Below are 15,731 nucleotides of genomic sequence, written 5' to 3' on the forward strand. Positions count from 1 at the left end.
TACCGCTCGACTTGCATGTGTTAAGCACGCCGCCAGCGTTCGTCCTGAGCCAGGATCAAACTCTCCGTAAAAGACTCTAGATATCACAATCCGAAGATTGCTAATCAGTCAAATGACATCAAGTCCACATCACTAGCAAAAAAACTCAACTAGCACTAAAAATTTATCAACCACGATCCGACGGGAAGAAGGACCGCAGCCGACACGCTCACACCAAAAGGCATGAACGCCAAAACTATTCGGCACTGACATTCATCGACACACTGTTGAGTTCTCAAAGAACACGCACACACCATCAACCACCAAGCACAACACTTGACAGCATCCGGGGCAACCGTTCCAGTCTATCCCAGCTTGGTCTCGGACACAAGGCCCGACTCTTGGGGGACACAGCAGATACTACCTTCGGCCAGAAGCACGTACAACCTCGTGTCCAAACCCGTGAAGACTTGGTCGGTGTCCGTCTCGCTCTGACTTGAAGAAAGTTACGCGACGAGCCGCTGAACTCCAAATCGCCTGCTCAGAGGCGTCGGCCCGTTCGTAACGCGTCCCGAGCGAACCGTCGGGCCCAACTCGGCGAGTCCGTACCGCCGCTTCCGAGGTAGAAAAGTGGCCCGTGCGCGCCGATCAGATCCAAGAAGGCGACGGTCGGGTGTGCTGCCTTCTGCGCTTCGAATGCATCGAGAGCATTCACTCCCCACTCGAGGGCATGCATCGTCTCGACGACCATGTCATCGCGCTGCACCGCAGATGCCGAGGCAGCGAGTGCAACCAGAAAGAGAATCCCAGCGTCCTGCTCGTGATCCTGTCGACCGAGAGGGAGGCGCGCCGCGCAGTGATGCCACAGACCGATGTGATCGTCGACAAGAAGTGCGCCGGCTTTCGTCCGGACCAACGTGCCCTTGAGTACGCGGACCAACCCCAGTGCTTTTGCGGCTTCACGAAGGTCGGTTGCCTGGTGATGGTCGAATTCGCGGGCGCTGTCCCCCACCCATCCGATACCCCAATCCAGTTGCTCGCGCACCATCTCCACTACGGCCTCGGGAAGTCGGCCGTCGTATGTCAACGGGATCCCTCGATCGCCCACACACCGGAGGAACCACGAAATCTTTTCCATTGCGATCTGCGCGACGGGAAGATCCACTGAGCTTTCGATCGTGAGTTCGCACCGCGGCAACAGATCGAGCAACCGCGGAACCGGAGCCGAACGCGCCCGCCGGAATATCCGTGCAACGAGCGGGGACGCTGCCGAGCTTTCCGTTTCGGGGCTGCGGAGGCACCACGAGTCACGCAGTCGACGATTGGCGGCCTCGACTGTCATCGCGGTCGGTTCCGCGTCTTGCGCGAGGCGAGCGTCGGTCACCGAGTAACCCTCATCAGGGGGGCACATCCCGGAGCCCGCGAGGCAGACTGGACGGAGGTCGTCGATATCGAAGTCGACGGACATCACGTCGATCGAGTGAATCCACCGCTTTCCGTACTGGTAACGCACGTGATCCCTGGGGCCGAGGAGTATCGAGTCGATTCTGACGTAGTCCCCGGAAGGGCAATGCTCGGTCTCCTCGAGCAGCAATGGCGTGCAGTAGTCCTGAGAGCCGGTGCCTGCCGAACCCGACATCTTGTACTCGGTGCCGCCGCCCCATCCGATCGCCGCTTGGAGCACAGCGTGGAACTCCGGCAACAGTAGATCGGAGCGAACTTTGATCTTGCGCCATACGGGTGGATTCATGCCGATCACGTCGACATACAGAATCAGCTGCACAACGGGAATGTCGCCGGGTGCGTCCTGAAAGCGCCCGGCAACCGGATCGGACTCGGTCTCGATGTCCGGCACCAGCGTCAGGTGCCGCGCTCGTTCCGTGCGATTCGGCATGCTCTCGACCCTAGCGCTGAACGCCGACACTGCAACGAGTCAGAAAATTCCGCCCAACAGTCCGTCGTTGATCGCGGCCACATCGAATGCGAGCCTGTCCATCTGATCGGCCAGAATCGTCACCGTCAACTGCACCAGGTGCTGCTCGTCGGTGCCGATGACTACATAACGAGTGGTTACCGCCAGCGCCAGTTGCTCGGCTTCGAAGGTTCCGCGAATGAAGCGTGACGGCCAACCACCGAAGTTCTCGACGTCGGCGTCGCCCTCGCTCCACCCGGGTAGTAGACGCGCATCGGTGAAGCAACAGTTCAGCAGGCTTCGAGGATCGACAGTGGAGGAAAGCCTTCCCACCAAGAGCACCGCATTGGGCGCGAACCCGTTCTGGACCAGACCAGGTTCGACGAGAACGTCCGTCGCACCAGGAAATTGTTCTATCGGTGCGGCTTGCCAGCCTGCAGGGATCGGCGCATGAACACCCAGTGCCGACGCGCGGTCATGGTCGGAGGGAATCACTTCGATCTCGTTCACCGAAAGGTACTGCGCGACGGTCATGTCGCCGGTGGCGTTCGCCTCTGCCTCGACCATGCAAGTGTCTCCTCGTCGGAAATAGGTTTCGAGACGATCCTAAAGTTCCGAGGTTGTCCGAAATTGCGCGCGTACGAGTTCTTCGAGATAAGCAGCAACGCCGTCGTCGTCGTTGGACGCCAACACCCGGTCGGCGACGGACTTGATCTCGTCCATCGCATTTTCCGTCGTCAGCGCTGTCCCTGCCCATTCGAGCATCGGCAGATCGTTGAACGCATCACCGACGGCAGCTACCGATTCAGCTCCGATGCCGTACTCGCTACACAGCCGAGCCAACGCACTCGCCTTCGACACCCCTGCTGCCGACATCTCGATATACGGGGCACCTGAATGAGTCAGCTCGACGCCGCCGACCTGCGCTCGAAGCACTGTTCGATAGAGCTCGACGCTCGGCACGAGGGGGTGACGCGCGACGATCTTGACCGTCGGCTCAGCCGTCAGAACATTCGCGGAGACTTCCATTTCGTGTGGATGCCGGTGATGGTCGGCGAACGTGCACAATGCGGCGTACTCGACTTCGGCGACGAAGCGAGTCGGTCCAACCGTCGCGAACACGATGCCGGGAACGATGTCGCGAAGTCGGTCGATAGCGTGGGCAACCGACTTCGCATCGATGGCGGTGGTACCCGCGATCACCGGCGTGCCATCGGCAAGGTCGAGAACCACGGCACCGTTGGCACCGATCGCTTTACCGGTGAATCCGCACGATACCGCAAGCTCGTCGATGGAATGCCTGGCACGTGCAGTCGCCCAGACGACCTCGATACCTGCGCTGTGCGCCGACGCCATCGCGGCTGCCGTACGCGGTGAGATGGTGCGGTCGGAACGTAGGAGTGTTCCGTCGAGGTCGGTGGCCACTAGGCGGACAGTCACCCCGTACATGATGCCAGCGTTGACGCTGTCCACACCGTGCCGGTCACACGAGCAGCCTCGACCCGGTCGGGCTGGACGACGTCGGCGTCCGCGTTGGCGTGCACCCGAACGACATGAACATCGGCGCCTCGGACTACGCGCAACGAAGGGTCAACACCGTGATCTCGCTGGGCGCGAACACCCGGAATGGTGGGCCCCAGTAGCCGGTGCCGCGCGAGGTGTAGAGCTGAGTGCGTTCACCGTGTGCACTCAAGCCGTGCACGGTCGGCTGGTCGAGCCGAACGAGGTACTCGAACGGCCAGATCTGCCCGCCGTGTGTATGCCCCGACACCTGCACGTCGACGCCTCGCCGGACAGCGTCGTCGATCTGCTTCGGCTGATGAGCGAGCAGGAAGATCGGCAACTCCGGATCGGAGCCGGCAAGAGCCCGATCGAGATCTGCGCCGTGGCCCGCGACGTGCGAACCTGCCGCCGTTCGGTCGTCGACACCAGCGAGAACCAGGGAGTCGCTCTCCCGCTCGACGGTAATGTGCTTGTTGTGCAGCGCAGTCCACCCAATGGACTCCATGTGGTCGAGCCATTCCTGAGCTTCGCCGAAGTACTCGTGATTGCCGGTCACGTAGACCTTCGCGAGCCGAGCCTTCACATCCCGCAACGGCTCGACCTGATGCCGCCTGCGTTCGACCGACCCGTCGGCCAGATCACCGATGTGGCAGGCGATGTCGGCATCGAGGCGGTTGACGACCTCCACGACCTTCGCCGACCACCCAGCACGGTCGATGGGACCGTAGTGGGTGTCGGTGATCATGACGACCCGTAATCCGTCGAGATCAGACCCAAGACGAGGCAGCACGACATCGCGCTCGATGACACGCGGCACGCGCATCGCCTCGTAGTGTCCCCATCCGAGAAGCACTGCCACGACGATCACCACTGCTACCGCAAGAACTCGCGACAACGCCGGATCATCGAATCCGACAGCACCGAGGACCAGCCCGAGGAGTGCGCCGATCGCGCTCCACACGAACGAAACCCACACCACGCCGAGCAGTGTGTCGCCGATTCTCGCCGCCCGATCATCCCCACGTGAGTGACCGGCGACCATCGCCGCGGGGAGCGTCAGTGCAGCTGCGAGAACCAGGATGCACCCGACCAACTGCACCGCGCGCGGCCAGTCCGAGCCTGCGAAGAACACCGTCCAGAGCGGCACCCCGAACAGGAGGACGACAACGAACAAGACAACGGCGGACATCACGATCCGGCGTGCGGGCCGAGCACGTGCGGCCCGGGCGTTGTCTTCGTCTATCGGGCGTGTTTCCGCCATGCTGCATTCCTCACTGGTGACCCTCGATCGCCGAACGGACGGTCACACCAAGATACGCCGACCGACAACCGATGACCTGGGGCACGCCATCAATTCGTAGCGGGAGATCCCCGAACTTCCCGCGGTATCCATCACACGTCTGATCGGTCGCGAGGTGCCTACCGCCTCCGCCGCGAGCCGCCGTCGTGAAAGCCATTGACCGGCAACTCCTTCGACACGATGGGAAGCTCTTGCTCGGGCCTGTCGGTTGGCATCGTCCAGACCTCCGCATTCGCGTCGGTAGCGCCTGAATCGCCAGTGCCGCCGTTGTTTCCCCGTGGAGCACTCGGCAGCGCGACCTCGGTGAACAGATCCTCCTGTCCCGGCCCAAGATCGACAGGTGCCCAATCCACGGGCGACGCTTTACTGCTCTCGCTCGGAACCGAATCAGGATTGATTCCGGCCGCCGTGAGCGCCGGCCACAACGTCGACATGGCAGCTACGGGGTCCAGGTAGTACACCGATTCACGGACCCGCCAGAACGTCCACCCACAGCGCTTGAGTTCCTGCTCTCGCTGGAGGTCGGCCAGTCTACGCTCAGGAGAGGACGGGAACGTGTCGCCGTCGCACTCGACTGCCAGCCGTGCAGAGCTTCCCGTCACTACCAGATCGATGCGACGGTTGTTGATCAGGGCGCCCGGGTTGACGTGGTATCCACGCTCCCGCAGCTCGAAAAATATCTGCTGCTCGAAAAGGGACGCAAAATCCTGGTGACGGGCATCCCTCGACACGTCGGTCGGCATCGGGGTTGCGGTCAGGGGAGACACCGACGTCATGTATCCGAGAAGCGAATTGCGCAGATCCGCACGCTTGAGCCGATCGACGGTGACCGAGTGAAAGAGCCACAGCTGATCCTGGGCACGGGACGCGGCCACGTTGAACCGTCGCTTGTACTGATTGGCGGTCAGCGCAACGAAGATCTGATTCGGGGCGACGACCATCGACAGAAACACAACGCTGCGTTCGTCACCTTGGAAGTCCGGCGGTGTTCCCACCCGCAGGCGCCGGTCCTCCCACTGGTCGATACCGATTCGCTTGATCAATTCGTTGCGGATCTCATCCACCTGCGACGTGCCCTGCAGCACGACGACACCCAATGTCTTTCCGTCGTACTGGGGATCGGCCAGGCACTTGACGACCTGCCCCACGATGGCAAGTGCCTCGGCATGGTTGACCAACGAGGATCCTTTGCCTGCGACAGTCGCGTCCGGCACGAAAGTATGACGCAGCGGCGGAAGACGGTCCGCGCCGAACTGACGGACGGGCACCAGCGGTGAATCCCCGTAGAACTGCTGGCTCGACCAGTTGATGATCTCGGGCATCGATCGGAAGTGCTCACGCAGCCTGACCACTTGTCCGAACCGCGTCCTCAACATCGAGAACAGACTCGACCGCGGGGTGAGCGTCGCCCGAACGTGCTCGGGAAGGTCGGGTAGATACATGTCGAGCCTGGTGAAGACGTCTTCCAGGGTGCCCGTCTGAGGCACGTCCGCAGGCGCACATTGCCGATCGTCGCCGACGACAATGACGCGCGGCGCCAAGTAGAGCAGGAACAGACTGCTGATATCGGCTTGGCTGGCTTCGTCGACGATCACCACATCGAAACTGTCTGCCACGGGTGGAATCGAGGCGAGTACCTGCTGCAGTGGCATAACCCAGGCGGGAACCGCGCTCTGCGCGTCACGCATTGCCGAACGCGCCGCACTGCGAAAAGTTTCCGCGTATCTGCCTGCGCCAGCGCCGATGGCAGAGATGTGCTCACGATAGGTCTGCAGCGCGCGGACCTCGACTGCCGTCATGCGTTCGAGGCAGTCGCGCCACGCCATGGCCGCACCGAGTGTGGCGGTGAGATAGGCAAGATCGGCGTCCACGGCATCGATTTCCGCGTCCAACCGGTGCTCGAGCCCCTCCTGATGCTGCTCGCTGACCCACTCGCGCGCGCGGCGCCACGCCCAGGCCTTCGACATCTGCCAGCTCAACTCGTCCCACTCGGAGTCGCCTGCCGTCTCGCGCACCAACTCGTAGAGTGCGGGTGCCGCTTCCGACAGCTTCGCGGACAGCTCGTCCTGGTCTCGCTGCTCCTGCTGCTCCCGGCAGGCAAGGACGTAGTGGCCGGATGCCGTCGCGACAGCATCCGCATCCGCGTTGCTCAACGCGGCAACGAGAGCATTGCCTTCCGGGGACGGACCCGAATCGAGTTCTGTTGCAACAGAATAGAGCACACGATCCAATTCGGCACGAGCGACGTTGGCGTCGATACGCGTGGCGATCGCTCCGGCGGCTCCGGCGAACTGGGTAGCATCGTCGAGACTTCGAATCCAGGGAGCGGATGGAGAAACTGCATACAGTCTCTGCACCAAAGCATCTCGGGCATGCAACACGGCCGCCACGCGTACCAGCTTGTTCGCTACCAGCTGCAGATCATTCACCTGCCTCGACCGAGATCCGTCCGTCGACACCGCAATGTCCAGATCGCCGAGCAGAACAGCCGCCGTGTTGACGATGTCCAATGCACGAATGTGCTCGGTGGCGAGCCTGACAGCCATGGCCGAGACAGCCGGACTACCGTCAACCATGGTGACGATTCCCAGATCCTCGACAGCCCGCTGCTGATCGCTCTTGCGGAATCGCACCTTCCATTCCAGTCCGGACTCCATCGCCATCGCCAACGATTGCATGGCGTGCAGCGCAGCGTTGGTGGACATGGTGCTGTGGACATCGTGTGCTCCGACGAACCGGTCCGACTGGGCCGCAACGTCGACCGTCGACACGATGCCGCTCACTCGCGACCACAGGTGAGCTGCCTCGCCCGACAGCACCGAGTCGGTCAGCTTTCGATAGACCGGGTCCAACTCCTGAACTTCTCGCACGCGGGCATCGAGCGCCTCGCACAGTCGTCGAATGCCATATGCCTCGAAGGGATCGACTCCGCCGAGAGATTCGACGAGTTGCGAAGTCTGTTCGGTCGTCTCCGATGACTCGACACTGGCCCGCGTGCACAGCAACTTCAGTTCGGCCGAGTTCGGCAACATGGTATCGAGCGCAGGCAGCGCTTGCCGCGAACGCTCTGCGCGTCCTTCGGGAGCCGTGGCGATCAGCTTGCGAAGCCGGTCCACATCGGTGCCGCGCAGCGTTGGACGGTCGGCGAACAGTGGGCCGGGGAGCCACTCGTGAGCTTCCTCGGCCATCACGACCCGGCGCACCACCGCCGCGGCGGTTCCATCAAATCCGTCGGAAATGTACTGATGCACAACAGTTTCCGAGGCCCTGAGCTCTGCGATCGAATCGAGTAACCCGGCGCGCTTGGCCACCGCCTCGTCGCGCCGAGTCCGTAGCGACTCGATCTTCTCCAGCTCGTCGACGTCGTTGTACGCCGCTTTGCGATCTGCTATCCGAGCAACGCTGCGGCTGAGTTCCTCCGAACCGCCACGCGAAAGATCAGTGATGGACACACAGAGTTCCTGCAACTCCGGAGGAAGTTTTTCTCGAAGCACACGCAGAGCTTGCGATTTCTCGCTGGTGACCAATACACGCTGCCCGCGCGCCAGCAACGAGGACACCAGGTTGGCGATGGTGTGCGTCTTGCCTGTCCCGGGAGGGCCCTCCACCACAACTCCACTGTCACGCCCGAGTCGGTGAACGATTTGGGATTGCTCGGCATTCGCGGGGAGCGGGAACAGTGGATCCTCGGCGAGGTCCCTCGCGTCCGCGGCCCCGGTGCGTGCGAGCCAGGCCAGTCGGTCCTCCGGCTCGATCGCCTCCACCAGCTGAGCGAGCCCGAGCGGGATCGGCGAGCCCGGCGCTTCCAGATCCGCGATCATCTTTTCGTAGTACTCAAGCAGGGCGAACGAATCTCGTTTGCGCATGACAAGCGCAGGGGCGAACAGGATGGTCGGACCGGCTGAGGCGCCGAACGTGGACGGCCGATCCGTGACGTCGGGGACGTCGAAATCAGTGCCCAATGCCTGGTGAGCCCACCGAGCAAGGAATGGTGGCGCTGCGGGGTCGAGTGGCGAGCTGATGGTGGTCGAAATTGCCTGTTGGAGCGCGACCGAGCTCGATGCATCGAATCCGGCCATCCCAGCCAGCAGCTGAGTGTCCTCGATACGAGGCTGGGCGCTCGCTGCCAGTTTCACCACTAGGTCGCCGGTCCGCACATCTCGCTCGATCGTGACGGACTGAGTAAGTAGATGAGTGCGGACCTCGGCGGTGACGTCGGTTGCGGGCACCATCAGGAGTCCGGATGCGGCGACGACCTCGATCGACTCGGGACGGGAGGCAAGTTCCTGCATCATCAACTGCAAGCTCTGATAGAGCGAGGCCTGCGGCCTGCGCTTTCGATCCGCATCGGCCCAACGACGCCACGTGGCCGAGTATGCCGCAAAGGTTTGACGAATCTCGTATGCCTTGCGGACATCGAAGTCGACGTCCGCGTCCTCTGCGTCGAGCGGTGACGAGGTGCGATCGGACTCGATCAGCTCGGGGCCCTGGTACCGACTGTCCGCTAACACAGCGGCATCGACGCGACCCGCGAGCACCTGCGGCAGCGCAGGCGGATCGTCCACTGCCACCCTGCCCGCTCGGAAAAGTATGTCGCCCGCTGCTGCCCGACGATGAACACGATCGGCGCCCGACTCGCCGTCGATCCACTGGACTCGCAGGTGATCGTCGTACTGCAGTACCGGCGTGGTGCGAACAGTCACGATCTCTCGGAGAAACTGCAGGAGGCGAAGAACCCGCCCCTCGACAGCCTGCGACGCGAGATCGCGGTCGTGTCCGCGACCTGAAACCGATGAAGTCGACACTGTTGAACCTCTGAAATCCTCGAACGACCATCTACAGAACAGGGCGTGCGATTGCACACAGCCGTCAGACTAGTCCTAGAGACCGATACGGTCACCGTGTCCGAACCTCTGGACTCACCAGTGGTGTGAAATCACAACACAGTGTCCGCCGGCCTATGACCGCCGTCGCCAATGTGCGCCCCTGACAGCGTCCTCGCACCGCTGTTCACAGCGTCGGCACAGGCGCGCGTCACCGACGCCCAACCCGTCAGCGTCAACCATCGAGCAGTACCAGCCGGTAATGTACCGGCCAGTAAGAAACTGGACTCCAGAGCAACCAATTGTCAATTCCAGCAACGCTACTCACCAGTATGCCGTCAAGCCTTCCGTGACATTTCACAACCGTTTCCTTGAACATCGGTGAAACACCCTGCGTTACTTGATGTTTGATGGAAGCGATTTCTGTCACACTTGAAGATATGGTCGTTGACATGGCAATTCGTTTGTGAGCGGCTACGATAAGGCGACGCATCGACTTGCCCCTCCGGCACCGACGGGGCAACCGGGGAAAATGCAATCGAGATCGGAGATTCGGGCGTGGCCACAGGCACAGTGAGTGCCGGCAGAACACGAGGCAACGCCGAGACCAGTTGTTTCGGCGAAAGTCATAACCCGAATTCACCCTCCAGGTAGACGAAGATCTGTTAGAACCCGACGGGGCGACCAAGTTCATGTTCAGACGAGACGAAGAGAGACACGTTGTTCAAGCGGATTGCAGTAGTCAACAGAGGCGAGGCGGCCGTACGGCTGATCAGGGCTGTGAAGGAACTCAACGCCGAGTACGACTACGGCATCCGGACGGTCGCACTCCACACCGACGCGGAGCGCCGCGCGATGTTCGTGCGTCAAGCCGACGAGGCCGTCACACTCGGTAAGCCCGCAGTCGGCTCCGCGTACCTCGATTACGCCGAGCTCGAACGCGCGCTGATCTCATCCGGTGCCGATGCGGTGTGGGTCGGCTGGGGCTTCGTAGCCGAGGACCCCGCCTTCGCCGACATCGTTGCGAAGCTCGGCATCACATTCATCGGTCCGTCGGCAAGCGCGATGCGCCTGCTCGGCGACAAGGTGGAAGCAAAGCTGCTGGCGGAGAGGGTCGGAGTTCCCGTGGCGCCGTGGAGCGGTGGACCAGTGGAGACTCGGGCCGACGCCCGTCGCCACGCTCAGGCCATCGGCTACCCCCTCATCATCAAGGCCCGTAGTGGCGGCGGCGGCCGCGGAATCCGCAAGGTCTTTCAAGAGGACGAACTCGAGCTCGCTCTCGAACGAACCCAGGGCGAGGCCGAGCGGTCCTTCGGCGATCCGGTGGTGTTCATCGAACGCCTCGTCACCGACGCACGCCACGTCGAGGTTCAGGTCATCGCCGACAATTACGGCAATGTCTGGGCCCCCGGGGTTCGTGATTGCTCGATCCAGCGCCGCAACCAGAAGGTCATCGAGGAGTCGAGTTCGCCGCTTCTGACGAAGGAGCAGGCAGATCACCTTCGCAGCGTGTCGGCGGAACTGGTCCGTGCTGCGGAGTATGTGGGCGCGGGCACTGTCGAGTACCTGTACCAGCCCGAGCAGAAGATCTTCACATTCCTCGAGGTCAACACTCGCCTGCAGGTCGAGCACCCGATCACCGAGTTCACCACCGGTATCGACCTGGTGAAGCTGCAGATCCTCGTCGCCGACGGCGAACGCCTCGAGGGCGAATGCCCCACCGAGTTCGGCCACGCCGTCGAAGCTCGTCTGAACGCCGAGGATGCCGACAACGGCTTCGCGCCGGCGCCGGGAAGCGTCGCCCTGCTCAAGTTCCCGCTCGGCTCCGGCATCAGGGTCGACACCGGCATCGCACAAGGTGACGTCATCCCCCCCGATTACGACTCCATGGTCGCCAAGGTCATCGCGTGGGGACGCGATCGCAGCGAGGCATTCGCCCGATTGCGCAACGCTCTGCGCGAGACCACCGTCGTCATCGACGGCGGTACCACCACCAAGTCATTCCTGCTCAGCCTGCTCGACAAAGAGGAAGTCATCACGGCATCGGCAGATACCGGTTGGCTCGACCGTACCGACGCAGGCACTGCGACCGGTCCGACGGCATTCGCCGACATCGCGATCATCGCCGCCGCGATCGACGCCTACGACGCCGAAGAAGCCCGTGAACGTGCAGCGTTCCTGTCCTCCGCTCGCGGAGGACGGCCGCGTGCCAGCCACACCATCGGTCGTACCGTCGAACTGAGCTACCAGGGCCAGGCCTACAAGCTGGGGGTCGGTCAGATCGGACCCCACCGCTACCAGGTCGACGGAGACAGCGGAGACCTGCAGGTCGATCTCGAACGGCTGGGGCAGTACGAAAGCCGCCTCGTCCTCGGCGGCCGCCGCTACCAGGTCGTCACCGTCGCTGGGGCCGCCCACTTCCTCGTCGAGGTCGACGGAATCAGTCACCAGATCAGCCAGGACGAAGCCGGCCTGGTCCGCGCCCCGGCACCCGCCGTCGTCGTCGCCGTCCCCGTTGCGGTCGGTGACGACGTCGAAGCCGGACAGACGCTCGTCGTCCTCGAATCGATGAAGATGGAAACCGCGGTCCGCTCCCCCTACGCCGGCACGGTGCGGGAGGTGTTGGCGTCGGTCAACGGCCAGGTCGATTCCGGTGCAGCTCTGCTGCGCGTCGATCAGGCCGGAGAGCAGAAGGCGTCCTCGCAGACCGCACGGGTCGAGTTCCGCACCGCGCCGAGCCCAGAAGGCGAATCGGCCGGCTGCAAAGCCCTCGCACGTTTGAGCGAATTGTCCGCTCTCATCACCGGATTCGATGTCGGCGCCACACGAGCACGCGCACTGCTGTCCGGATACGAGACGCTCCGCAGCGCGGTTCCGCGCGACGACCGCGACGTCCTCGCCGCAGAGTTGGCACTGCTCAACACCTTCGCCGACATCTGCGAACTGTCGCGTAATCGTCCGACCATGGACGAAGAGCACACCGACGAGGCTGTCCACTCCCCGCGTGAGCATTTCCATTCGTTCCTGCACTCGCTCGACGTCGACATTCAGGGACTTCCGGAATCGTTCCGCGGCAAACTCTCTCGCGCTCTTGCGCACTACGACGCCGATGACCTCGAACGTGGACCCGAGTTGGAGGAGGCCGTGTACCGCGTCTTCCTCGCGCTCCAGCGCATCGAGAATCAAGTTCCGGTCATCGCGTCCCTGCTCGATCAGTGGCTCACCGACGAGGCATCACAGCCCGAATCGGCATCCGCTGTCGGCGAGGTGCTCGAGCGTCTGATCGTGGCCACCCAGGCTCGGTACCCCGTCATCGGCGACGTTGCGCGCAACCTGCGCTTCCGGTTGTTCGACGCGCCCCAGATCGCTCGCGCCCGTGACCAGGTCTACGACGGCGTACGCGGCAGTCTGCAATACCTCGCCGAGAACCCGGATGCGTCCGACTACTCGGCGCGAATCGACGCGCTCGTCTCCACCCCCGAGCCGCTGATCGATCTGCTTGCCTCGCGCATCTCCGACCCAGGCGCACTGCTCGAAGTGATCACTCGGCAGTACTACGAAATCCGTACCCTCGAGGACGTCAAAGCGTTCGACCGCGAAGGCAAGCACTTCGTGACCGGCAACTTCGACCTCGCCGGTGAGCGTCTGCAGTTGGTTTCCACAGCAACCACATTCGCCGAGCTTTCCGCTGCACTCGATGCGATCGACGACATCGCCGGTCCGGCTCCCGAGCACCTCGCGGTCGATCTCTACCTTGCCTGGCCCGATGCTCCGGCCGACGGCGACGAAATCTCGTCGACCATTCACTCGGTCCTGTCGGAACACCCACGCACCCGCGGTTGGCGCCGCGTGACCATAACCGTCTGCGGGACCGAAGTTCGGAAAGTAACGTTCCGCCGTACCGCAACCGAAGGCAACAGCACCGCCGAGGGACAAGGGCCGCTGGTCGAGGATCTGATCATCCGCGACATGCACCCGCTCACCGGTCAACGTCTCGATCTGTGGCGACTGAAGAACTTCAACGGCAAGCGTTTGCCCGCGACTGCCGGAACCTACCTGTTTCACCTCGAGGCCAAGGACAATCCCTCCGACGAGCGCCTCATGGCACTCGCCGAGATCCGCGGCGTCACAACGCAGCTCGACGACAACGGCAACGTCGTCGCGGTCCCCGAGATCGAACGCACCGTCGCTGCCTGCCTCGACGGTATCCGTCGCACTCAGGCCCAGCGCGGAAAGAAACGCCTCGACGCCAACCGCGTCACGCTCTATGTCTGGCCGGTGCTGGACGTGCCGGAGGATCGCCTCGCGGCCATCGCGCGGCACATCGCACCATCGACCATCGGTGCAGGCCTCGAAGAGATCACGATGATCGCCAGGGTCAAGGACGGCGTCGGGTCTGCTCCTCGCGACGTTGCGATTCGTTTCTCGTACCGATCCGGCACCGGCGTCGTTGCCAAGGTCACGGTCAGACCGACCGAACCGATGCGTCCGATCGACGAGTACACCCAGAAGGTCCAGCGTTCGCAAGCCCGCGGAACCATGTACCCGTACGAGCTGATTCCGATGCTCACCGGCCCACGAGGATCGTTCACCGAGTACGACTTCGACGAGTCCGGCGTGCTGGCGCCTGTCGACCGTCCCTATGGCCGCAACAAGGCGGGCATCATCGTGGGCAAGGTGACGACCCCGACCGAGCGGTACCCGGAGGGAGTCACCCGCGTCGCGCTCTTCGGTGACCCCACCAAGGCGCTGGGCACCGTCGCCGAAGCGGAATGCTCGCGCATCGTAGCGGCAATCGATCTGGCCGAAAGTCTCGGTGCACCCGTCGAATGGTTTGCACTGTCCTCCGGTGCGACCATCTCGATGAGTACCGGCACCGAGAACATGGACTGGGTCTCACGCGGACTGCGCCGCATCATCACCTTCACTCAGGGCGGCGGCGAGATCAACATCATCGTCGCAGGCATCAACGTCGGCGCACAGCCGTACTGGAACGCCGAAGCAACCATGCTCACGCACACCAAGGGCATCCTCGTGATGACCCCGGACAGCGCAATGGTGTTGACCGGAAAGCAGTCTCTCGACTACTCCGGTGGCGTCTCCGCCGAGGACAACTTCGGAATCGGTGGCTACGACCGCGTCATGGGACCGAACGGTCAGGCCCAGTACTGGGCGCCGAACCTTCGTGCCGCAGTCGATGTGCTGTTCGGTCACTACGACCATGCCTACACCGCACCCGGTGAGCGGTTCCCGCGTCGCGCGGTCACTGCCGACCCGGCCGACCGCGATGTGCAGAGCTACCCGCACGTGCACCCGTCCAGCGACTTCACCACCGTCGGCGACATCTTCTCCAAGGTGACGAACCCGGATCGCAAGAAGCCGTTCGACATTCGCACCGTGATGCGCGCCGTCGTCGATCAGGATCACTCGGTACTCGAGCGTTGGGCCGACATGGCCGACGCCGATACCTCGGTGGTGTTCGACGCCCACCTCGCCGGCATTCCGGTCAGTGTGATCGGCATCGAGTCGCGAGCCATTCCGCGCAAGGGCTGGTTCCCGGCGGATGGACCCGATCAGTGGACGTCGGGCACACTGTTCCCGAGCTCGTCGAAGAAGACCGCCCGAGCTATCAACGCGGCCAGCGGTTCTCGTCCGATCGTCGTTCTTGCGAACCTGTCCGGGTTCGACGGTTCGCCGGAGTCGTTGCGTAACATCCAGCTCGAGTACGGCGCCGAGATCGGCCGCGCGATCGTCAACTTCGACGGCCCGGTCGTGTTCTGTGTCGTCTCCCGCTACCACGGTGGAGCATTCGTCGTGTTCTCCGGTGCGCTCAACGACAACATGGAAGTCCTCGCGGTCGAAGGATCCTTCGCCTCGGTACTCGGCGGCGCTCCCGCTGCTGCCGTCGTCTTCACCCGCGACGTCAACGCCCGCACCGCTGCGGACCCGATCGTCAAGGATCTCGAAGCCAAGCTGACCGCAGCCGAGACCGACGCCGACCGCGCTCACCTGCGCGTCGAGCTGGCATCGGCGAAGGCCGACGTGCGCAACGCAAAGCTCGGCGAGGTGGCGCAGGAGTTCGAGGCCATCCACAACATCCAGCGTGCGCAGGAAGTCGGATCGGTGCACAAGATCGTCCCGGCAGCCGAACTACGACCGCAGCTCATCGCCGCAGTCGAGCGAGGAATGGCGCGCGCCCAAGCGTGATCGCGTG

At 63.1% G+C, this 15,731-nt stretch carries 6 protein-coding genes and 1 rRNA gene; 1 reads left to right on the top strand and 6 read right to left on the bottom strand.

Annotated features, from left to right (window positions below; all coding sequences use genetic code 11):
* From QMK17_RS23625 to QMK17_RS23650, 6 genes are all read right to left on the bottom strand, one after another.
* Window positions 1-71: ribosomal RNA gene (locus tag QMK17_RS23625) — 16S ribosomal RNA — on the bottom strand; the annotation flags it as partial.
* 449 nt (window positions 72-520) lie between these two features.
* Window positions 521-1,873: an IS1096 element passenger TnpR family protein gene (locus QMK17_RS23630; RefSeq protein ID WP_283511729.1), complete on the bottom strand. Its 1,353-nt coding sequence runs from the start codon at window positions 1,871-1,873 to the stop codon at window positions 521-523.
* Between the two features lie 39 nt (window positions 1,874-1,912).
* Window positions 1,913-2,458, bottom strand: a complete 546-nt coding sequence (locus QMK17_RS23635; RefSeq protein WP_283511730.1) for an LpqN/LpqT family lipoprotein — start codon at window positions 2,456-2,458, stop codon at window positions 1,913-1,915.
* Between the two features lie 39 nt (window positions 2,459-2,497).
* On the bottom strand, window positions 2,498-3,340 hold the full coding sequence (locus QMK17_RS23640; RefSeq protein ID WP_283511731.1) for a Cof-type HAD-IIB family hydrolase: 843 nt from the start codon (window positions 3,338-3,340) through the stop codon (window positions 2,498-2,500).
* A 124-nt stretch (window positions 3,341-3,464) separates the two neighbouring features.
* A complete protein-coding gene (locus QMK17_RS23645; RefSeq protein ID WP_283511732.1) occupies window positions 3,465-4,655 on the bottom strand; it encodes a metallophosphoesterase in 1,191 nt (396 codons plus the stop codon).
* A gap of 158 nt (window positions 4,656-4,813) precedes the next feature.
* Window positions 4,814-9,499, bottom strand: coding sequence for an AAA domain-containing protein (locus QMK17_RS23650; protein ID WP_442972821.1), 4,686 nt, complete (start codon window positions 9,497-9,499; stop codon window positions 4,814-4,816).
* Window positions 9,500-10,237: 738 nt separating this feature from the next.
* On the opposite strand from QMK17_RS23650, the gene QMK17_RS23655 reads away from it, so the two are divergent.
* Window positions 10,238-15,724, top strand: coding sequence for an ATP-binding protein (locus QMK17_RS23655; protein WP_283511733.1), 5,487 nt, complete (start codon window positions 10,238-10,240; stop codon window positions 15,722-15,724).
* The last annotated feature ends 7 nt before the right edge of the window (window positions 15,725-15,731 follow it).

This window comes from Rhodococcus sp. G-MC3 (assembly GCF_030063335.1).
Classification (GTDB): Bacteria; Actinomycetota; Actinomycetes; order Mycobacteriales; family Mycobacteriaceae; genus Rhodococcoides.

Bases quoted from the DNA above. Each gene is read 5' to 3' on its own strand.
- QMK17_RS23640 (WP_283511731.1), bottom strand. From the start codon at position 3,340: ATGTACGGGGTGACTGTCCGCCTAGTGGCCACCGACCTCGACGGAACA.
- QMK17_RS23630 (WP_283511729.1), bottom strand. From the start codon at position 1,873: ATGCCGAATCGCACGGAACGAGCGCGGCACCTGACGCTGGTGCCGGAC.
- QMK17_RS23635 (WP_283511730.1), bottom strand. From the start codon at position 2,458: ATGGTCGAGGCAGAGGCGAACGCCACCGGCGACATGACCGTCGCGCAG.
- QMK17_RS23645 (WP_283511732.1), bottom strand. From the start codon at position 4,655: ATGGCGGAAACACGCCCGATAGACGAAGACAACGCCCGGGCCGCACGT.